Genomic DNA, 23,260 nt, shown 5'->3' with positions numbered 1-23,260 from the left:
ATTCTCCTTTCATTATTCAAAGAATTACTCAAATCAACACATACCTTCAAGCAATATACTCTTCATTTAATGACATTGGGTCAGCCCGCAATGTCATTAAGTGAAGGATTTTGAGGGACACAGGTCTAAATTTAAAATGCTCGTAGAGGCGTTATTCTTAACGACTCATGCTACAATTTGAATAAATCAAAGAGGAAACCTATAAAATTACCATTGAATTAGACGTTAAAAATAACGTCTCTACAGGATAACGCTCTTCATTTAATGCCATTGGGTCAGCCCGTACAGTGAGTCCCGTACCGATAGGTGCAAAAATATTCAACAGCCCTAATGGTGAAGTATCCCTTCATTATCGCCTTATATTTTTCCCCACAGGTTGCAACTTGTATTTCTGTGCCTTTTTGGTTGCCAGGTGTTTCGTCGATCGTTCAGTATTTAAAGGTAGAACGATGGTACTCATGGGCAATTTTTCAGCCGCCTGTCAGCAGGAGGAAGGGATCAGTCGCCAACAGCAATCAGGCCTTTTTTTGCTGACTTGGCCTCGATCAGGATGGTAAGGAGTTTCTCCACACAGGGGTCATCGTTGTCGGCACCTGAAATCTTGCGGAATACCTGCGCAATAGTATCTGTTGACCAGCGGAAATCACTGTAATAATTGAATCGGCTGTCGATAATGCCGAGCTGCATTAAATGGAAGAACGTTTTATCGTCAATTTCTCCGACATGGGGCATATCGTGAAGCTGGGCAGGGGTTGGCTTGGCATCTTCATCCGCAATTACAAAAAAGTTTAACATAGGGAGGTCGGTTTGGTGTTCTTTCTTATACGTATTTTACAGAAAAAAAAGCACCCAAAATCATTTTTTATCCAATGATTTGGGTGCTAAATTTTAGCTGTAGTATGCCCTATTTGGGCTATCTTACTTGTCTTCAGTAGCTTTAGCCTTTTTAGGTTTCGCTACTACGGGCGTTGTTTCTTCCGTCACTGCTATGCGAGCGGCATCTTCTTTTTCACCTGCTGCGAGGTATTTTGGTAATTCCAGCCCTGCCATGTTGAATAATTCATTCAATGGAGGAACGGATTTCATCATTCCCGAAACAAAATTTGCCGTTGATGAACTCTCGCCACCGTTGGCACCAGAATCCCATACGGTGACCTTGTCGATCTTGATGTTCTTCACCGCATCGACCTGAGTTTTTACCAATTCTGGCAATTTCTCAAGCAACAACAACTGGAATGCACTGTTGGAGTCGCCTCCTGCAGCGTCCACCACCTGCTTGTAACCTTCCGCCTGCTTGGTCAGGATCTCATAAAGTCCTTTTGCTTCCGCTTCCATTTTGGCATAAATCGCGTCGGCTTCCCCTTTGGCGTTCTCACGGATACGTTCGGCTTCGGCCTGCGCATCAATAATCGCACGTTGTTTGGCAATCTCTGCAGGCACCACAATGTTGGCAATCTGCGTAGAACGCTCGCGCTCAGAACGGGCAAGTTCGGCTTTTTGCTCCGCAAGGTATGAGGATTCCAAGGCTTTGGCCTGTTGTACCTTCTCAGCAGAAATCGCTACACGCAACGATTCCGCCTCTTTTTCACGACGTAGTGCCTCCGAATTGGCAATGGCAATTTTCGCTTCGTTTTCCCCCTGAATGGCTTGCGCATTGGCTTCAGAAGTCTTAATTCTGGTCAGCGATTCCGCTTCCGCTTTACCAATGGCCTCCTCTTTGGTGGCGCTGGCAATACTCACTTCTTTGTCTTTGCGGGTATTGGCAATATTTACATCACGGTCACGGTGTGTTTCTGCAATAAGGACATCACGATCGCGGTTGGTCGCTTCAATTTCAATATCACGGGCACGTTCAGCATTGGCCTGACCTGTAGAACCGATCTTTTCCTGCTCGGCAACACTGATCTTGGCTTCGTTGATGGCCTTGGCTGCGGCTTCTTTTCCGAGAGCTTCAATATAACCCGACTCATCCATGATGTCGGTTACGTTCACGTTAATCAGTTTCAGACCGATTTTTTTCAATTCAGAATCCACATTCTGAGAAATATTCAGCAAGAATTTATCACGGTCAGAGTTGATCTCCTCGATCGTCATGGTGGCAATCACCAATCGCAGCTGTCCGAAAAGAATATCCTTTGCCAGCTCCTGAATTTGATCTGGGTCAAGCCCCAAAAGGCGCTCAGCAGCGGTATTCATGTTGTCTTCCTCTGCTGAAATGGCAATGGTAAAACGGCAAGGTACATCCACACGGATGTTCTGCTTACTGAGTGCATTGGTGAGGTTGGCCTCAATGGAAATCGGTTTCAGATCCAGGAAAGAGTAATCCTGAATGACGGGCCAGATAAAGGCACCACCACCATGAATACACTTGGCAGAACTTCCGCCTGTACGGCCATAAATGACCAAAATTTTATCGGACGGGCATCGCTTATAACGAGCGATTAAGGCCGATACAGTGGAAAAAAGAACCACTACGGCAACGACAATTAAATATATCGGTTCCATAAAAATTATAAGGGTTGAACAATTAATAATGAGTCATCTTCAATAGCCACCACCTTCACTTGGGTGCCCGCTGCTATTTGGTCGGTAACGGAGATGGCGTCCATTTCCCGGCACGACCCTTTCACGGTAACGAGCACTTTTCCCACCCCATTTTTTTGGGCGGGAATGGGTAAATAGACTTCGGCATGCTGAAAGAGGGTGTGTTCAATTCTGAAGGAATTGTCTTCAGCAAGTTTGTGCATTTGCTTGATTAAATAATACAGGCTGTAAACAAAAATCATCCCTACTACAACGCAAAGGGATATCAGCAGGGCAAGGCTGTTGATGGTGTGGTAAAAGGAAATTCCTGTCCACGAAAACCCAAGGATAAAATGCAGGAGACTCTTGAAACTTACCAGCGAAATGTCGTCAGAATCTACCTCTGCCTCGGCTTCCACCTCCAGGTCAAAATCATCGCCACCACCAATAAATGACATGCCAAATTGAATCAAAAAAATCAGGCTGGATGGAATAGCAACATACCAAAAAGACTTTAAAACCACAGGTAGCATTTCAAAGGTTTCCATAATTTCAGGTTAAATAATTGAGATGTTTACAATAAAAAAATAAGCTTATTCTATTTTTTTTACAATGTATAAATAATTTTTTTCATTATTAAATGCAATTTCATTTTTACCAATAAATTCATCCTCTCGCGGAATGGTGGCAAATAGCCCTTCCGTTAATCACGCTTCATACCGCCCTTGTTGCTTCAAATTTCTAAAGGTAACAGCGCCTTAAGTTTCTGCTGAATTTTTGCTTTTTATATTTCAGAAGATTGAGAATAGCCTCTGGAGGCCTTTAAGTGCATTTTTTGAGCTTATTTAGCGCAGTACGGGTGCCAAGTTACGGGGCACTGCTTTTTGCTCTGAAATTATAAATGATCAGTCATATTTCCCCGACGATCCACACCTTGTAGGGAAAGAAATTTTTTAGACCTATGAAGTATCATTTACTTTTTTTACTGCTGTGGATCAGCACTTATAATGCACAGGCACAATGGGTGTCGATTAACCCAGGTGCCGGCGGACAAGTACAGGATGTTGTGCCGAGTCCGAACACACCCAATCATCTGCTGCTGGCTTCCGATATGGAAGGGATTTATGAAAGCACCGACAACGGGGAGTCTTGGCACCCCAAGGGCAGCTTGAAGCAAAATCGGGTGTATTCGGTGGCCTTCACGCCTGGCAATACAGAGAAAATATACGTCGGGACCGTTTACGGGCTCGAAGTTTCCAATGATGGCGGAAACAGTTCCGAGCTGGTGGAAATCAGCAGGAAAAAGTCCGTGGGAGCCATTGCCGTGGACCCCTTCAACGAAAACAATATCCTCGCAGGTATTGGCTGGCGCGATGATTATGATTTCGCGAATCAGTTTGGCATGGGCACCACGGGGAACGGTGAAATTTTTCGCTCTACTGATGGCGGTCAAAACTGGCAGGTGGTGCAGTATACTGGCAATAGCCAGGACAGGAATGTGTTTACCATTTTATATGATGCTCAAAACCAAGGGCAAGTGTATATGGGTACGGCACAGGGGATTTTCAAAAGTACCGATGGCGGGGCTACGTGGTCGGCACTGACAAAACCCGCAGGTGTAGCCAAAAATCAGGGGATTGCTTTAAGCCCCGACGGCACCAAACTTTATGCCGTATTCCTCACCAGCGGAAACAACGGTTACCTGTTTGCTACCCCCACTGCAGAAGTTACTGCCGACAGCTGGATCAAGGCGTCGGAGGGGGTGAAAGCCCTCGATTTCTGGTACCCTGAGGTAGATCCCCGTTCTACGGGCAATCAGCATAAGGTTCTTTTGAGCCTCCGCAGAACAAGAAGCGGACTGCACGAAGCCACTTTCGACTGGTCCGGCAACAGTGCCACATACAGTTTTGAAATTATCTGGGATGGGCATGAAGGGTATGATAACGGATGGGACATTGCAGACCCGAACCCGCGCTATGTTCATTATACCCCTGCGAACTGGGACCGTGCGGTGTGGTCCACTTCCAATCAGACGATTTTCTCGGCGGATTATGCCAATGGCACCTACAGCTGGAACAATAAATACAGCATTCCGAATTACGATATTATGGTGAAGGCTCCTACCTGGGGGAATTCATTGTGGCCTTGCTATCAGGGACGTGGAACGGAAAGCACCTACTCTTATGATATTGCAGTACATGAAAATTATGTGATTCAGGGGCAGGGCGACAACGGTCCGATGGAAAGCTGGGACGGCGGTGTGTCGTGGTCAAATGTATGGCATCGGGCAAGCGGTGGCGGCAGTAAGGGGCAGAATTTATCCGATGTGCAGGCGGTTACCATTGGCGATGCCGACGGTACCCCGACGGTGCTTGCGCAAATGACCGAAGGTTATGGCGGAGCGATCGGGATTGGCGATGGGCGCCTTTACGGCAAAAAGCTCACCACCCATTCCCCTGACGATGAATGGGTGTTTCTCGCCGGCGGTGCCGAGCAAAAAGGGGGGCTCCCTACGGGCGGTGCTGATAATGTTTTACGCGATGTGGAGGTTTCTCCTGCCAAGCCCGAACGGGTATTTATGTTCGCCTCCAATGTGGGCATGTTTATGGTCGATGACCTCGGTCAGGCCATGGAAGAGGGAGTGGCCAATGTGGTTAAAATCTCCAACGGGGTGCTGAACAATGTCAAAAGTGTAAAGAAAATCGCCCCACACCCCACCAATCCCGATATTGTTTACCTGAATGGAAGCACGGGAAGTCAGGGGGTCTATAAAGGAGAAAGAACGGGCGCAGGACTTGAAGACTGGACCTGGACGAAAATTTATAACGGCTCAAGCTGGGACGCCGAAGTAACCACCTGGGAGTACAACGGACAGGTTTATGTGTTTTACTTCGGGGCTTCTTCAGAAACCGGTAGCGATGGCAGCAATTACATTGGGGTACTTTCCCTTGATGAAGGCGAAAGCTGGACCAAAGTGATTGATCGCCAATTGGTGAAAACGATCAACGAGCCTTCGTGGTATGCGCAGGTGGCGCAGGATTACCGATTTACCAGTAAAGGAGGAATTGTGGGTTACGACGATCAGATCATCGTCTGTTATTACGATCACCGTCAGCAAAAAACTTATGGTGTTTACAAAGGAACCATCGCCGGAGCCTCGGTAGCGTGGGAGGAGTGGACGGATAATTTATACTTCGGAGGCTTCACTTCGGCGCGCATGGCGGCAGATGTAAATGGGCAACGGCATGTATGGATCAGTTCCGCAGGGGCCGGGTCATGGAAACGCCCAATAGAAGATGCGGGGCCATTGCCTGATGCACCGGAAGCGCCCAAAGACCTCGAAGGTCAGGCGGTTGGGGCTGGGCAAATTAACCTCAGCTGGACCGATCAAGCCACCAATGAGTCCGGTTTTCGCATTGAGCGGAAAGAGGCCGGTGGTGATTTTCAGCAGGTCGGGGTGCGCAGTGCCAACGTCACGTCTTTCTCCGATAAGGGGCTGAAACCACAAACTGCTTACACCTACCGCGTGTATGCATTTAATGCTGGCGGGCAGTCCTCTTTCAGTAATGAAAGCACTGCCACCACCCTCGAGGGCGAAGCCTGTGCAAGCTCCACTTTGGTGAGCAATGGTGAATTTCGGCTCGACATTCAGGACTGGGTGCTATACAATGAAGGAGAGGAGGAGGGGCTGACCGCCTCTACCTTTCGCGTGGTGAATGATGCGCAGATGTCTGGCGAAGAAGCCGCTTTCATTGAAATTGAAAAAGCGGGGGACGGCCCCCAGAAAATTCAGTTTTTCAGTCCACTGACGGCGGACCTGGAGGGTGGGGTAACCTACCGGCTGACCTTTCTGGCCAAAGCAGAACAGGCGAGAAATATCGAAACCAATGTATTTATTGCCGCTCCGCCCTGGACGGGCTTCCTGAAAGAGCCTACAGCCATTACCACACAGGTGGAACAATACACTTTCGAGTTTACACCGCCAACGGAAACCACCAATGTGCGGGTTGATTTTTTCCTCGGAAACAACACGGCGAACGTGTGGATTGATGAGGTGGCGATACGAAGAAAGTGCCTCGTGGAACCGCCATTTGGCGCACCGAAACCACCCTCAGACTTAATGGCCACCAGCGGCCCTCAGCAGGTGGCACTTCAGTGGTACGATAATGCAGACAATGAAACAGGCTTCCGTATTGAAAGAAGAACACTGAACAGCGCTTTTGAAGAGGTCGCTGCCCTTACGGCGGATACCGACAATTATACAGATAATGACCTCCTTTCAGAAACCACTTATGAATACCGGATCAAGGCATATAACGGTACCGGAAGTTCCTATTATTCGAACCTGATACAGGCCACAACTGCAGTTGGCTCAATTCCCGTAACGGCAGTGGCTTTGGAAGAATGTCCGGCGGAATTGCTGGAAGTTGGGGCAATGCACCAGCTGACCTATATTTTGACACCTGAAAATGCCACCGAGCAGGGCGTGAGCTGGTCGAGTAGCGATGAGTCTGTGCTGACGGTGAGCGCTACTGGCGAAGTGCAGGCCATAGCGCAAGGGCAGGCAACGGTTACCATCATGACAGTGGATGGTGAGCAAACGGATGCATGCACTATTGAAGTGAAGGAAAATCCCCCACTGGACAATGATGCGGCCCATACCGATATTAAACTTTACCCCAACCCTGTAATAGCAGGTGAACTGACCATTATTGCACCGGCCATGACGCAGGGCAGGGTTCAGATTTTCGATCTTACCGGACGCCTGCAGTGGCAAGGTCGTAAGGAGCGGTGGGTCAAGGGAGTATATCATATTAAATCCCTTCCGCAAAGCCTAAAAGGTTTATTTTTTATTCATATTCAAAGTGAAAATAGCCATTGGACCTCCCGTATACTGATTCAGTAAAAGAGCCGTAACAGGGCGGAATAGCCCTTGAAATGATCATGGTGTTTTTGAACACGCAAGAAGCAATAAAATTTCTTTAAGAAATTTTATTGCTTTTTTTGTTTTAAGGTATAGGGTTTTTTATTAAATCGACCTTTATATAGTGTAAATGTAATTTTAGTGATTATTATTTATACAATTATAACCGCCTTTTGGAGCAACCTACCTATCGACTTTATTTTTATTGATTCAATTTTTGTGACTATGAAAACAGATGATTTATGGATAAGTCGTCATCTTGGGATGATGAAAATTGGGGCAGAAGAAAGCCTCGGAACAGGGCCTATTTTTAAAGAGGAGCCTCATGATTGCCCTCATTTTTAGTGTGTGCTAATTTAAAACAGAAAGTTTTTGAAATCCATGATCGCCACCTGACTGCAAAATATATTTTAGCCTGATGCCCTTCTAAATGGTGCGAGCAGCCCGGGTTTTTTATGCAGGAGCTGACAGACAGCAGGTGTTTTCCTTGCAGTTTCAGCAGGAGATGAAAAATGTGAAAAGCCCTTTTTTAAGCTTTTTACAATATTTTTAATGCTTGATATAGGGTTTTTGGCACTTCGTGGATTTCAGTAGTGCTGACCTATTTATTCTTAATCCAATTGACCAATGACAGAGGAGAAATTATTAAAATATATAGCAGATGAAGTGCCCTTCGATCAAGAGATATCGGATTGGTTAAGGGCTTCTGCATCAAATGAAAAGCGGTTTTCAGAGCTGAAAATTGCTTATGCGCTTTCGCAGGGGCAGCAGCAACGTATGGACGAAGCCGTTTTGCAACAGCAATTCGATCGCCTGATGGAAAAACGACCGCAACAGCCACAAATTCAGCCTTTTTGGTCTGTGGGCCGTGTGGCCGCCGTATTGGTGCCTGTTTTTTGCCTGTTAGGCATGCTGGCCTGGCAACTGATGGGCAATATACAGCAACAGGCGGTTTTGTATTCGGAAATTTTTGCTGAACCGGGGCAGATTGTCAGTGTAAAATTACCTGACGGCTCAACAGTACGCCTGAATTCGGGTTCGAGCCTGAAATATGCCAACGACTTTTTCCATAACAATGAAAGAAGGGTGCATTTGTCTGGTGAAGCCTATTTCGATGTTGCCAAAGATAAAAAGCACCAGTTTGTGGTCGATACCAAATCGGCAGACATGGTGGTTTATGGAACTACTTTTAATGTCGATGCTTATGAAAGCGACCGCGAGGTGATTACCACTTTGATTACCGGAAGCTTGGGCGTAAAAGATAAGTCAGGGCATCAGTTAGCCGTGCTTAAACCTGCTGAACAGCTGAAGTTCAGTCCTGATGATAGAAAATATTCGCTGAGAAAAGTCAGTGAGGCGCAGCGGTTTGCACAATGGAAAGAAGGGGTGGTTTCCTTCCGTAAGGAGAGCCTGAGTAATATTGGGGAGTTGGTAGAACGCTGGTACCCTGATGTGAAATTCGTGATTCAGGATGATGCCTTGAACGACAAGCAGATCACTGGAACAATTGTGAAATCTAAGCCAATAGATCAGTTCGTAAAGGCGATTTCATTATCGACGGATCTGAAGTATGAAATTAAGAATAAGAAGGGGGTCACACTGATTATTTTTGAATAAATAGTAAACATATTGTTTGTATAAATATATGATTTTTTGATGAAGAGGTTTGGTAGTTTATTTTTAATATTTTTCTTCTTCTCCACCATCGTGAGTGCGCAGAAGAAATATGATCTGGAATCTTTTTCAGGGAAGTATTCCCCAAAAACGGTCGGGGATCAGCTTGTCGGGAATTATCTGAAAACCAAATACGCCTGGTATGGGAACATCAACCCATTGCAGCAACTGTATTGGGAGCGTCAGGGCGGTGGCATGTACGTGGAGTGGGAAGGAACGCCTCCACCGGAAAAAACACCCCGCATGATCGGCTACCCTGAAGTTTGCGTGTGGCTCGGTGCCTTATGGTACAGCGAGGCTGCGGGAGATCAGGAAAATTTGACGGCTCTTGCCGAGCGGTTTGAGCCGCTGATTACCACAGACAAATATTTGCAACCGATAGGCAACCATGTGGACAATAATGTTTTTGGGGCGATTCCGTTGCAACTGTATTTGAATAAACCTGACGAACGCTATTTGAAAGTAGGGCTAAGTTATGCCACTGAGCAGTGGACCTTGCCACCTGATGCTACGGAGAAGGAAAAGGAATATGATCAGATGGGTTACTCTTGGCAAACAAGACTATGGCTCGATGATATGTTCATGATCACCTCTTTGCAGGCACGTGCCTATAAGGCGACCAAAGATCCTGCTTACCTGGATCGCGCCGCACGTGAAATGTGTTTTTACCTGGATCAGATTCAATTGGAAAATGGCCTTTTTCACCATGCACCAAAAGCCAAATACCTATGGGGAAGAGGCAATGGATGGATGGCCGTGGGGATGTCTGAAGTGTTGAAGGAATTGCCTGCTGATCACCCCAACCGACCTCGAATTATGGAAGGTTATAAGCTGATGATGAAAACACTGGCCAAATATCAGGAGGATAATGGGATGTGGCGCCAGCTGATTGATGGCCCGGATACTTTCGAGGAAACTTCTGGAACAGCCATGTTCACCTGCGCCATGATTTTGGGCGTAAAGAATGGCTGGCTGAGCAAGAAAAAATATGGTGAAGCGGCACGCAATGGCTGGATGGCACTGGTGAATCACCTTGATGAAAATGGTGAACTCGGAGAAATTTGCTGCGGCACCAACAAGCACCCGGACCGTGACCATTACCTGACACGCCCACGCCTTCGTGGAGATTTACACGGGCAGGCAGCCATGATCTGGTGTGCTGCAGCCTTAATGGAAAACAATACTATTAACCAATAATTAACATGCTGAACATAAGACAATATTTTCCTGTGATTTTACTCGCAGGACTGGGATTCTCCTGTCAAAAAGATACGCAGGTAGCCCAAAAGTCTGCCCAACCTAATGTGGTGGTCATCTATCTCGATGACCTCGGACTGGGAGATTTATCCTGTTACGGTGCGACAGCTCTTTCGACCCCAAACATCGATCAGCTTTCCAATGAAGGCGTTCGTTTTACCAATGGTTACGCAACTTCTTCAACGTGTACACCAAGCCGTTATGGAATATTAACTGGTGGCTACCCTTGGAAGAACAAAAATGCGGAGGTATTGCCTGGCGATGCCCCATTGATTGTTTCAACCACTCAGGAAACCTTGCCGAAGATGTTCAAAAAGGCTGGCTATGCGACGGGTGCTGTGGGAAAATGGCATTTGGGTTTAGGTGATGGTACAATCGATTGGAATAAGAAAATCAATCTGGGCCCCAATGAAGTGGGCTTCGATTATTCCTATATTATGGCAGCGACCAACGACCGCGTACCTACCGTTTTTGTGGAGGATGGGCTTGTGGTTGGGCTTGAAGCCAATGACCCTATTCAGGTCGATTACAACAAAAATTTTGAAGGTCAGCCGACGGGGCTTGACAATCCGGAATTGCTGAAAATGCAATGGTCACATGGCCACAATAACAGCATCTCGAACGGAATTCCTCGTATTGGTTTCATGAAAGGGGGCGAGAAAGCGCTTTGGATTGATGAAGATATGGGAGAGAACTTTCTGGGCAAGGCACAGGATTTTATGAAAGCACATAAAGAGGAACCTTTCTTTTTGTATTATGCATTGCATCAGCCACACGTTCCACGTATTCCTAACCCTAAATTTGCCGGAGCAACGGACTTGGGCCCTCGCGGGGACGTGATTGTGGAAGCCGATTGGTTGATTGGTGAATTCATGAAAACATTGAAGGAAGAAGGTCTTGCAGACAATACCATCATTGTATTTTCAAGTGATAACGGACCGGTATTGAATGATGGATACAAAGATATGGCCGTAGAAAAAGTAGGTAACCATAAGCCTTGGGCCGACCGCCGAGGAGGGAAGTATAGCCTATATGATGCAGGAACACACGTGCCGTTCATCGTTTGGGCACCTTCGATGGTGAAGCCTGGAACCTCAGACGCACTGGTTTGTCAGATGGACCTTTTGAACTCATTCGGGAGCCTTTTCGGTATTCAGTATGAGCAGTCAGACAGTGAAAATGTTATGGATGCCTTATTGGGGAAAGTGGCACAAGGACGCGATAACCTGATTCTTGAAGCAGAATACCGCCTGTCGTTGCGTCATGGTGACTGGCTGATGATCCCACCACAAAAGGGGGAATCTTTTTATCACCACGTAAACATGGAAATTGGACGTTCTGATGACTATCAATTGTTCAACATGAAGCAGGACCCGGGTCAGCAAGTGAATCTTGCCAAGCAAATGCCGGAGAAAATCGAAGAGTTAAAAGCGATTATGCGCACGAAAACTGCGGGTTACCCGCTGAAATTCGGTTATGAAAACGCCCTTTAATTTCTTCAGTAAAATACGATAATGCGCAGAATTGCCTGTGGGTAAAAGGGGGTTGGGAAACTGCAATAAAATGATCAGTTTTTCGACATGATTAGGCAGTAGGCCGATCAGCACCGCCACAGGCCCTGTCCGCATTTATGATAATCAATGCTAACGTTTTGGGATAGCTTTTAGGCGCGCTTACGGATGTGAAAGCGTTTAAAGGCTATTTTTTTGTCCAAATTTTCTTGACCCGGCAGCTGTTGAGGTCATGAAGCAAAATTTTTAAACCATGAAAATCCGCATTTCATTTTTCGTTTTGGTGGCCATGTGCGCACTATTGTGCTGTTCGCCAAAACCTGCTCAGGAACTGGCAAGCATTGAAGCTGTGCCCACTTTTCATAATCTGGGCTTGTACTGGAAACCCAAAGCCGGGGCACAGGATAATCCCTGTTCCGTAAAATTCCGCGAGCAGGGGACACAGCAGTGGCTTCCGGCTTCGGATTTATGGTTCGATGCCATCGATCATCAGCAGGCTCCCGAACATGCGATGCAATATAGGGGCAGTATTGTCAACCTGAAACCTGATACCTCCTACGAGGTGCGCCTGACGCTTGCATCGGGTGAAGAGGCGACGGTGAACACCAAAACCCGTTCGGAGGAATTCAAGGTCAAGCGTGTCATCAATTTACCCAACGAAACCATCAGTGGTACTTATCAGATTACCGAGGGCGGCTCTGAAAAAGAAGGTTACGTGGTTTATCAGGCACAGGAAAACACCCTTCTATCTGCCAATAAGCAGGTGAGTCACAATGTGGAAATCAATGCTTCTTATGTGATTTTGCGTGGCGTAACGATGAAAGGCGCCAACCTTCATGGCGTGGCACTGGGTGCAGTGAACCATGTGGTTATTGAAGGATGTGACATCTCGGACTGGGGCCGTGCGGTTACTGAAGGTAAACTCAAGGGCTATGGCGAGAATTTCAATTCAGCCATTTATTCCAAATCTCCAGCATTGTCGCACACCGTGATTCAGCGTAATAAATTGCACCACCCGACCTATTCCGCCAACAGCTGGGAACTGCCAACGCCGGGAACGCATCCGGAAGGACCACAGGGCATTACCTTCGAGGATTCCGAGGGGTACCATATCATCCGATACAATGACATCTATTCTGATGAGGATCATAAATTCAACGATTCAATGGGGGAGTGGAGAAACTTCAGCTTCAGGGGATTCCCAAACCGCGACAGTGATATTTATGCCAACAACATTTCGCATTGTTATGATGATGCCATTGAGGCGGAAGGCTCCGGGATGAATGTCCGTATTTTCGGAAATCATATCGATCATTCTTTCATCAGTTTTGGTCTCGCGACCCAATCCCTTGGGCCCATGTACCTTTACCGCAATGTGGTGAATTTCTCGCAGCGTGCGCCTTACCCTACAAAAAAATACAACTACGGTGGCGCGTTCGTGAAGATCGGTTCTGAGCCCAAGCAGTTGGCAACATCCAAAGGCAGCTTGTTTATTTATCATAATACCTTGTTGCAGCCTGCCACTCCCTGGAAAATTGGCTCGGCAACCGCCGGTGCTTCCGAAGGGATTCTCTACACAAGCCCAACCAAAGTACAGTCATACATCACGACAAGGAATAATATTATCCATGTTCGTGAAGGGAATCACAGTGTGCGGGAGCAGGGAACAATGGACCCGACCAATGATTTCGACTATGATTTATACAGTGGCAACATTGTGAGCGGAGTCGGCAGCGAGAAAAATGGACTGCATGGTTTGCCCGTTTACAGCGCAACCAATAAAACAGGGGAATATGCTTTGGATCCTCAAAGTGCCGGTTACGATCAGGGGGTGGTGATTCCGAATTTCAATGATCACTTTTCGGGTAAAGGTCCGGATATGGGGGCTTTTGAAGCCGGCAGCGAGCCGATGCTTTTTGGTATTCATGCCGACTGGAATTTGCAGCTGCAAAATCGGGCATTATAAGCCCTGCCTTTTTCGACTAATTTTCTCAGGGCGTGTTTAAAGCTTAAACTTTACAGTACAAGGGTAAATTTTAAACACGCTTCTAAAGCTGATGATTTATTTCGTCAGCTTTTTTTGTGCCCTGTCCCTGTTTTTTTACAATCCTGAAAAAATATCAAATCATTAAGATTGACCCCGGAAAACCTTCATTTTGACAATCGATTGCATTAATCGCTATGGGATATATAAATAATGTTTCTTCTTTAATACTAATAGGCTGATTAATAAGGCAAAGAATCTGGGGGTGAAATAAAAAAAGTCTTTAAAAATAGGGAAGTGGATGTAGGGTATTTTGTCGGGATAGGATTAAAGTAGTGAAGCGGGTATTTCTAGACTACTCACATTTATTCAGTTAGTGATTTTTTTATTTAAAGTTGATTTTATTTTTAATCACATGGCGACATTTCGACATACAATTAATGAAATTATGCAGATGAAGATCGGAAGTCTTCGGCTTGTTTGCACTATTTTCTTGGTCCTGCTACAATGCAGCGTAGCAATGGCATCGAGTAAATATGCAAGCAACAAGAAGTTTGTTATTAAGGAAAGACGGATATCTATTGAACAGATCATCCAATACATTGAACAGGAGTCTGACTTTTATTTTTTCTATGAGGACAGCCAGCCGGCACTCAAGCGTGTAGTGAATGCCAATTTTGAGCAGGCTACCGTTGATGAAATTTTAACCGATGTGTTAAAAGGGACAGATTTAGTCTATGAGGTAGTGGACAAATATGTCGCTATCAAGAAAAAGGGACAAAAAAGCAATGCGCCAGTTGCGGCTCCTAAGGCAGCACAGCAGGAAACCATTGATGTTTCCGGAACCGTTCTTGATGAGGACGGGGAAGGTATGCCAGGGGTTTCTATTGTTGTAAAAGGAACAACCACAGGTACTGTAACTGATTATATGGGGCAGTACACCCTCAAGAATGTTACTATTGGTGATGTGTTGGTTTACTCTTTTGTAGGGTATAACTCGCAGGAAATTCCTGCACGCGAGTCGGTAGTGGATGTAAAAATGAGTGCCAACGTTACACAGCTTGAAGAGTTGGTGGTTGTTGGTTACGGTGTTCAGAAAAAATCCGTGGTAACGGGCGCGATTGCGTCGGTATCTCCTGAGGAGATCACCGCAATGCCTGTTTCGGGTGTGGATCAGGCTTTGCAGGGACGTACCGCCGGTGTGGATGTAATGAATAATTCTGGTGCGCCAGGTGCTGGTGTTCAGATCCGCGTTCGTGGGGTCGGGACCAACGGAGATTCTTCTCCACTTTATATTGTTGATGGTTTGGTGGTAACTTCAATTGCCAATGTAAACCCGAACGATATTGAGTCGATGGAAGTACTGAAGGATGCGGCTTCGGCAGCGATCTACGGTTCTCGTGGTGCGAACGGGGTTGTTTTGATTACAACCAAAAAAGGGCAGGAAGGAGCCATTAAGGTTTCTTACGATGGTTATTATGGTGTTCAGAATGCCTGGAAGACCGTAGATGTTCTGGATGCTCGACAATATATGGCCATGCAGAATGAGGTGAATTTCAATGACGGACGTAACCCATTGTATTCACGTTACCAGATCGAAAATCCTGAGAACAATACCGATTGGCAGAGTCATTTATTTACGCCAAATGCACCGATTCAGAACCATAACGTATCGATGACGGGCGGTAGCAAATATTCTACTTTTGCCATCAGTGCCGGATATTTCGGTCAGCAGGGTATCATCGGTGGCGATCAGTCAGCTTTCGATCGTATCAACCTGCGAATGAATTCAGAGCATAAAATCACCTCCCGCATTACTTTCGGGGAGAATTTGTCGATCGTTTCTACTTCCCGCAAAACGGTGGATTCTGGATTGAACCAGTCTACTTTGCTGGATCCATTAACGCCGCATACGGTAACCAACCCACGTGATATCCGCGATTACGACAACCTGCCACACAACCCCGTGCGCGATGGAAACGGTAACTACTACGGTATCTCGAGCTTGTTGCCTGAATTGTATAACCCTGCGGCCAAGCATGCGACCACTTTCAATGAGAACTTCAGCCGTCAGGTACAGGGTAATTTCTACGGAAAAGTAAAAATTATCGAAGGTTTGGAATTCAAATCTGATTTTGGTTTCAGATGGCAGAATCAGGAGTGGAGAGATTACACCCCTGTAAATTATTTGAGTTCAATGATTCAGAACCCGGTGAACTCGGTAAGCCAAACGGCTTCTTCAGATGCTTACTGGCAGTGGGAGAACGTTTTGACTTATAATAAGAACATCGGTACAAAACATACCATCGGTGGGGTTTTGGGTACATCGATGATCAACAACACGATCAAGACACAAACAGGGTACAGAACCAATATTAACCCAGCAGACTGGAACACCGGTTGGTTGGATAATGGTGCCAACGATCAGTCACAGCGTACCGGCGGCTCCTTCCTGGAGAACAGACTGTTGTCTTATTTCGGTCGTGTGAACTACGATTACGATGAGCGTTATATGTTCACCGCAACCGTTCGTTACGATGGTTCTTCCCGCTTTGGTGAAAACAACCGTTTCGGTGTATTCCCTTCGATCTCTGCAGGTTGGAACGTTCACAATGAAAGCTTCTTCAACAGCAGCATCATCAACCACTTCAAAGTAAGAGGTTCTTGGGGACAGGTAGGTAATGAGGCGATCGGTCGTTTCAACTTCCTTTCAACTGTTGGACAGATGGACGCCAACAATGGTGGTGCTTTGGCCTACCCAATGGGCCCTGATGGCACACCGATCAATGTGATTGTGGTTAACCGTGCTGCCAACCCAGATTTGAAATGGGAAACTTCGGAGCAATCCAACGTTGGGGTTGATTTGGGATTCCTGGATGATAAATTCATGTTCACTACGGAATATTACAACAAGACCACCAAAGATCTTTTGTCTGAGCAGCCTGTTCCTGGTTATGTAGGTCAGCCGAACCCAATGGGTAACATCGGTACCATCCGTAACCAAGGGGTTGAATTGAGCTTGAACTACCGCAAGAACACTGGTGATTTCAACTTTGATATCCGTGGTAACATCGCCTTCAACCGCAATGAAGTAACGGAGTTCAACAACGCCGACGGATTCATCAATGGTTGGAGAAACTTCTATAAATACGATGGCGCAACGCGTATGCAGGTTGGTCATTCATTGCCTTTCTTTGCAGGTTACCAGACCAACGGTATCTTCCAGAACCAACAGGAGATTGAAGATTATGTGAATGCTGACGGCCAACCTATTCAGCCAGACGCACGCCCAGGAGATATCCGCTTTGTGGATACCAACGGTGATGGGGAGATCAGTGCTGATGACTATGTGGATCTTGGAAGTAACATTCCTGATTTTAACTATGGTATCAACTTCAATGCTTCTTATAAAAACTTCGACTTCTCGATGTTCTGGCAAGGGGTTCAGGGCGGAAGCATCCTGAACATCAACCGTCAGTTGCATTTGGGCGCACAAAACTACTGGTCAAGATCGTTGGAACGTTGGACAGGCGAAGGCTCTACCAACAGCTACCCACGTGCAACGCAGCAGGATCCTAACCAGAACTACACACGAATTAACGATATGGTTCACGTAGAGGACGGCAGCTACTTGCGTCTGAAAAACATGCAGATTGGTTATGTTTTGCCAGAGCACATAGCCGCTAAGATCGGCGCCGAGCGTGTACGTGTCTATATTTCAGGACAAAACTTACTGACTTTCACCAAATACACAGGATTTGATCCTGAGGTTGGACAGATGAGTTCATGGAGAAACCAAGGATTGGATATCGGTAATTACCCACAAGCGAGAACCTACCTTTTGGGTGTTAATGTATCCTTCTAATCATTGAATTTTTAAAGTTAATTGTCATGACTAAATATAAAAATATATTCACTTGTGGGCTGTTGTTACTGATGATGTCAATGTCAGGATGTGCGGATTTCCTTGACCTGTCGCCAACAGATTCACAAACAGAAGATTCTTTTTACCAAAACCGCGATGAGGCTTTCAGAGCCCTGATGGGGGTTTATGAGCCTTTGCGTTCTCAGCGATTGGACGGTAACCATTACAATATTGGCAACCTGATCTTCGATTCGCAGTCCGATGATGCCTACGTTGGTGCCAAAGATGCTGCCGACCGTGGTTACATGAAGGCGTTGGTAAGATTTGGAGATTCCCGATTTGGGGACCCTTCGGCTTCCAATGTTTTGGCGCTGAATTTCTGGACCAAGAATTATGGTGGGATCAGCCGCGCAAACGTGTTGCTGGAACGTTATGATCAGATTGAGTTCAAAGACCGCGAGCGCGAGGACAAAGAGAATTTCTATGGTGAAACCCTTTTCCTCAGAGCACATTACTACTATGAGTTGTTGCGTGTGTATGAAAACATTCCATTGATACTTACACAGCCTCGTGGAGATGAGTGGAAAGAGATCGAGCAGGCAACACCAGCGCAGGCTTACGCACAGGTTACTTCGGATATGTTGCAGGCTATCGATATGATGGCCCCAACAATGGGGGGTGGTAACCTTGGCCGTTTAACGCAATGGGCTGCCAAGGCTGAGTTGCTGAAAATGTACATGTTCTATACGGGTTACTACCAGTCGGCAGAGTTGCCAACATTGGAAGGCCCAGCCTTCACCAAAGCCGATGCAATCGCTTTGGCAGAAGATATCATCAACAATTCAGGTGCCCGTTTGGAGCCAGAATTCAAGGATATCTTTACAGAAAAAGGGAACTTTGGAATGGAAACCCTTTTCGAAATTCCTTTCTCAGATACTGGTATCTCCGGCGCTTGGCGTGATGATGCCCTGGGTAACTTCTTGTGTACCATGGCTGGCCCACGTGATTTCACCGCAAGTCAGAATGTAATTCGTGATGGCTGGGGACATAACATCCCTTCTCATGAATTGGTAGATCTTTTTACTGCGGATGACAAGCGCTCTTCAGCGACCTTCATCACGGCGGATTCACTGATCAACGAGGCCGTAGCGTCAGGTTCTTCGATCTCTCCAAGAAACATGATGAGCGTAGGGTATAACAATACAGGTTATTTCTCTTTCAAATACACCTCACATTATGAGTTCCAGACTGATGTCGATCACCGATTCAACTACGCACAGAACATTCATTATATCCGTTTTGCCGACGTTCTTTTGATGGCTGCGGAATTGAACCTGGATGCCAACAGCGCGAAATCTGTTCAGTATGTGAACATGGTGCGTAACCGTGCCGGATTGGACAACCTTACTTCAGTGGACTTGGATGCCATCTACCTGGAGCGTCGTAAAGAGCTGGCAATGGAAGGTCATCGCTACTTCGATGTGTTGCGCCGTGGGTTGGATTATGCCGATCAGCAGTTGACCGTTACTTCTTACACCTTGCGCGAGCCATCAATGGCGGGCGTACCTTCAACAGGTGATGGCGGTATTGCGGACGACTTCCTGGTAACTTTTGATCAGTCAAAAAGAGGTTTCTGGCCGATCCCTCAGCAGGAACGTGATTTGAACCCTAAACTGAATCAAAACCCTGGTTGGTAATTGATAAGACTTTGATCGGGCAGGGGATTTCCCCTGCCGGGTTATTTTTTAATATTTATTCCTATGAAAAAAAATATAAATACTTTTTTTAAGACCCTGATGCTATTCGGGGGCTTGGCAACAGCACTTTTTGCCTGTTGTAAAGTAGAGGACGAAATCGGTATCCGTGAACGTGAGGGGGATGCCACCGAAGAACAGGTACAGGTAGCCCGCCGCCTGGCAGGCCACTGGACGCTTGATCCGGCCACTGCGCCAACAGATGATATGCGCGAGCTGGAGTTGAACTTCACCACCAATGATGATCATAAAGGAGGATTGATTTCTTCTAAAGGACTCGAAGAGGAAATCTTCGGCCCTGTATGGTTGTTTGATCAGGAAACTGAAGAACAAATTTATGTTGGCGGACAGGTAGGGTATATGGACATCATTGATGTTACACCAACCAACCTGGAGGTGAAATTTGCCCACGGACAAACTTATGACCTGTCGTTTATTAAAGATGATTCTGAAAACGAAGACGGCGACAATGGCGAAGAAAAGCCAGAATTGCTGGAAGTATTCGTTACCCCTGACGGTGCCGGTGAGCAGACGGGTGAAAGCTGGGAAAATGCCGTAGCAGGTAACAAAGCCAACGGTCTGAACGATGCGATTGAACTTTTGAGTAAAGAGGGTCGCAAGATGCATATCGGTGGTGGTACTTACGATGTAGAGCAACACTTCGAGTTGAAAATCGGTGGTACTTCAGCAGATGATATGTTGGAAATCATTGGTGATGAAAATAACATGCCGGTATTTGTTGGCGGATGGGATGCTGACAACCAGCCACAGTCAGCCACTTTCTTGAAAGTGATGGTGAGCCAGAACTTCTGGAAAATATCGAATATCAAAATCAAAAATTACCGCTTCGGTATTGATTTGAACGGTCGCCACGTAGGTGGAAGATTGAACAATATTGAAATTGATATGATGGACAGCGGAATCCTGATGAGAGGTAACGCAACAACCGCCAACCCGGAAGTGGGAACACACGATTTGATCGTTGAGAACTGTCATTTCACCCATTATACCAAGCGTGGTATCCGCATCAATGGTGGTAACTACAATGTTACGATCAAGGATTGTACAGCAGACCAGGGCGGTAAAGCTTTCTGGAGAACAGGCAACTGGGGATCAAGTTTCCATGTGGCCGATGGTAATGCAGATGGTATTTATGACCACGACATCACATACATTAATGTGAAGGCTGGAAATAACTATCACGAGCATGATGTGTATTCAAATGCTGATTCATTCGTTTCTGAACGCAATGCTTACAACCTGAAATATGTAGGATGTTATGCTTATGCTAACACAGATGGCGGATGGGATGATAAATCACAAAACCCACTATTGATCGACTGTATTTCTGCGCACAACAAGCGTAACTACCGTTTCTGGTCTGAAGGCCGTGAAGTGAATGGTGAAGTGATGGGAGCAGAGATTTACAACTCAGTAAGTTTGGCGCCTAAGCATGTAGAATCAGGCGTGAAGGGTAGTATTGTTGGTGCAGGATCATTCGGTTCTGACAAAACCATGGTTACCTTCTTCAAATCGACTTTCTATCATTCTGATCAGTTCGAGATTCTTTCTCATATGGGAACGATCACTTTGAATGACTGTATCATCGCCAGCGATAACAGCGAAAAATTGCATACCAACGAAGGAAACTCAGGTGTTGTTGTTTGGGATACCACGATCAAGTTCAACCCGAACGGTTCGGACGGTCACCAGACAGATGCGGATCCAAAGTTTAACAATCCTTCAGAAGATTGGACGGGTGGTAACAGCGCTTTCGACAGTCAGCAATACCCAGATAAAGGATACTCTTCAAGCCGTACAGGTCAGGATATCCAATTTTAAAAATATTTTTTGAGAGCGAAGAAGGTGGGCTTTCTGCCTTCTTCCTTACAGAAATTAACGGTGTATCATTCAAAAGAATACAAGGATGAACTTTTTTAATATATCATCAAAACTATGGCTGTTCGTAATGGCAGCGATGGCGTTCTCCTCTTGTTGTAAGGAGGAAGATCAATACGGTCCTTATCAGGCACCAGCAACTGCGGAGCAAAAAGCTTTTGCCAATGCCCTGGTCGGTGAATGGACCGTGGAAAGTGCAGAGGGAGGAGAGCTTTTCGACCAAATGACGCTGACCATCAATAAAAGAGAAAACAATAAAGAAGGGGACTTTGTAGTCGAAGGCGTAACAGGTGGCAACATTTTGTTCTCTGACTACTGGTTCTTTGAAGACGGAAAATACGAAACCATTGATGTGGGCGGTACCGTTCGCGTGGCGACGATCGATCATTTGGCTTCTGAGGACATGACCATGTCTTTCACTGCCGATGAAGACGCTTATGTTTTGCATTTGGTGAAAGATGCTGAAGCTGGGCAGGGAGATAAAGACAAAGTTTATGTAACGGCATCAGGCGCCGGTGAGCAAGATGGTTCAAGCTGGGAAAATGCGATTGAAGGTAACCGTGAAGGTGGCTTGAATGCGGCTTGGGCATTGTTGGGCGAAACCGGAACGATGATGATCGAAGGCGGTCTTTACGATGTACCTCAAACTTTGAACATCAACAACAGTGGTGCTTCTGCAACGGGCATGAAGATCATTGAGGGTGTTGATAAAGGTGCTGGATTGCCAGTGTTCGAAGGCGTATGGCAAGAAGGGGACAACAGCGTTTCATTCATCCGTGCGAGTACAAACGCCAGCTTCTGGGCGGTGAAAAACATCATCATCAAGAACTACGCAAATGGTATCGAGACCCGTGGTCGTCATGAAACCATCGAAATCAACAATGTAACGGTAGATAACTGTTTCTATGGTTTGTCGATTCGTGGTGGAGCAACCGCTTCAAATGCTGAGCAAGGGACCCATGATGTAGCGATTGAAGGCGTAACGGTGAAGCACTTTGTAGAGTCAGCCGTGAAAATCTTCGGTGGTACTTATAAAGTTACCGTATCGAACAGCTACGCTGATCAGGGCGGTGAAGCTTTCTTCCAAGCTGGTCGTGAGAATTTCCCAATTGCTTTCAGCGTGGGTAACGACAACGACGATGAGGTCAATGACAGTGAGATCAACTTCATCAATGTTCGTGGAGAAAATATTTACCATGCCAACTCTGGTGGATGGTGGAACGGTTATGTGTTTAACGCTGGTACCAATGCCCGCAAGATCACTTATACCAACTGTTTTGCGAAAAATTCTACCGGTACAGGTTTCGGGGATCGCTCTCCAGCACCAGTACTGACCAACTGTATCTCGATTGCCAATACACAAAACTTCCGTTTCTGGTCAACAACAGGCGCTACGGTAGACAACTGTCTGGCGGCTTTCTCTTACCGACATGGTGGAGATGACAACCGTGCCAATACCAACAACTTCTGGACAGAAGTAGGTTCAAAGGTGACGGTTCAGAACTCAACGATTTATCAGTCATCTACTTTTGAAGTGGTTTCAAGAGGGGCTACGACCCTGACCAACTGTATCGTCAGCAACAGCCTTTACGAAGATGTGCTTTGGAACTTGGAAGGTAAAGAAGCAGAAGGTGCGGCGATTAATTGGGACAACACCATTCGCCATAATACTGCACAAAATGCAGACCCTGAGGATGATGGTAACGACCCTAACCTGAAAAACCCAACACAAGACTGGGACGGTATGGGCGATAACTTCGACAGTCAGGAGTATGCTGATAAAGGCTTCTCTTCGACCCGCTCCTAAAAAGAAATAAAACCAATATCAATACAAAGGTGTGGAGGGTGCTCAGCATTCTCCACCCTGAT

Annotated in this window: 12 protein-coding genes; 9 read left to right on the top strand and 3 right to left on the bottom strand. The window is 46.3% G+C overall.

Annotated features, from left to right (window positions below):
- Positions 1-498: 498 nt before the first annotated feature.
- The 3 genes from AABK40_RS15795 to AABK40_RS15785 all read right to left on the bottom strand — a co-directional run bounded on the left by AABK40_RS15795 (position 499) and on the right by AABK40_RS15785 (position 3,071).
- A complete protein-coding gene (locus AABK40_RS15795; protein WP_332921172.1) occupies positions 499-795 on the bottom strand; it encodes a hypothetical protein in 297 nt (98 codons plus the stop codon).
- Between the two features lie 123 nt (positions 796-918).
- Complete coding sequence (locus AABK40_RS15790) at positions 919-2,505, bottom strand: flotillin family protein (RefSeq protein ID WP_338398092.1); 1,587 nt, start codon at positions 2,503-2,505, stop codon at positions 919-921.
- 5 nt (positions 2,506-2,510) lie between these two features.
- Positions 2,511-3,071, bottom strand: coding sequence for an NfeD family protein (locus AABK40_RS15785; protein ID WP_332921174.1), 561 nt, complete (start codon positions 3,069-3,071; stop codon positions 2,511-2,513).
- Between the two features lie 413 nt (positions 3,072-3,484).
- Here AABK40_RS15785 and AABK40_RS15780 point away from each other — a divergent pair, with 413 nt between their 5' ends.
- The 9 genes from AABK40_RS15780 to AABK40_RS15740 all read left to right on the top strand — a co-directional run bounded on the left by AABK40_RS15780 (position 3,485) and on the right by AABK40_RS15740 (position 23,198).
- Positions 3,485-7,429 carry a fibronectin type III domain-containing protein gene (locus tag AABK40_RS15780; RefSeq protein ID WP_338398091.1) on the top strand — a complete coding sequence of 1,315 codons (3,945 nt, stop codon included), beginning with the start codon at positions 3,485-3,487 and terminating at the stop codon, positions 7,427-7,429.
- 645 nt (positions 7,430-8,074) lie between these two features.
- Complete coding sequence (locus tag AABK40_RS15775) at positions 8,075-9,064, top strand: FecR family protein (RefSeq protein ID WP_338398090.1); 990 nt, start codon at positions 8,075-8,077, stop codon at positions 9,062-9,064.
- Positions 9,065-9,103: 39 nt separating this feature from the next.
- Entirely contained in the window at positions 9,104-10,318 is a 1,215-nt protein-coding gene (locus tag AABK40_RS15770) for a glycoside hydrolase family 88/105 protein (protein WP_338398089.1), read from the top strand.
- Between the two features lie 5 nt (positions 10,319-10,323).
- Positions 10,324-11,871 (top strand): sulfatase-like hydrolase/transferase, encoded by a 1,548-nt coding sequence (locus tag AABK40_RS15765; protein WP_338398088.1) that lies wholly within the window; start codon positions 10,324-10,326, stop codon positions 11,869-11,871.
- Between the two features lie 271 nt (positions 11,872-12,142).
- The gene (locus tag AABK40_RS15760; RefSeq protein WP_338398087.1) at positions 12,143-13,855 is read left to right on the top strand and encodes a right-handed parallel beta-helix repeat-containing protein; all 1,713 of its coding nucleotides are present in this window, start codon (positions 12,143-12,145) and stop codon (positions 13,853-13,855) included.
- A 538-nt stretch (positions 13,856-14,393) separates the two neighbouring features.
- Positions 14,394-17,738 (top strand): TonB-dependent receptor, encoded by a 3,345-nt coding sequence (locus AABK40_RS15755; RefSeq protein ID WP_338398086.1) that lies wholly within the window; start codon positions 14,394-14,396, stop codon positions 17,736-17,738.
- 26 nt (positions 17,739-17,764) lie between these two features.
- Complete coding sequence (locus AABK40_RS15750; protein ID WP_332921181.1) at positions 17,765-19,435, top strand: RagB/SusD family nutrient uptake outer membrane protein; 1,671 nt, start codon at positions 17,765-17,767, stop codon at positions 19,433-19,435.
- Positions 19,436-19,498: 63 nt separating this feature from the next.
- Complete coding sequence (locus AABK40_RS15745; RefSeq protein ID WP_338398085.1) at positions 19,499-21,334, top strand: hypothetical protein; 1,836 nt, start codon at positions 19,499-19,501, stop codon at positions 21,332-21,334.
- An 85-nt stretch (positions 21,335-21,419) separates the two neighbouring features.
- Positions 21,420-23,198 (top strand): hypothetical protein, encoded by a 1,779-nt coding sequence (locus tag AABK40_RS15740; protein WP_338398084.1) that lies wholly within the window; start codon positions 21,420-21,422, stop codon positions 23,196-23,198.
- The last annotated feature ends 62 nt before the right edge of the window (positions 23,199-23,260 follow it).

Source organism: Persicobacter psychrovividus (assembly GCF_036492425.1).
In the GTDB taxonomy this organism is placed as follows: Bacteria; Bacteroidota; Bacteroidia; order Cytophagales; family Cyclobacteriaceae; genus Persicobacter; species Persicobacter psychrovividus.
This window is presented reverse-complemented; position numbering and strand designations above follow the sequence as displayed.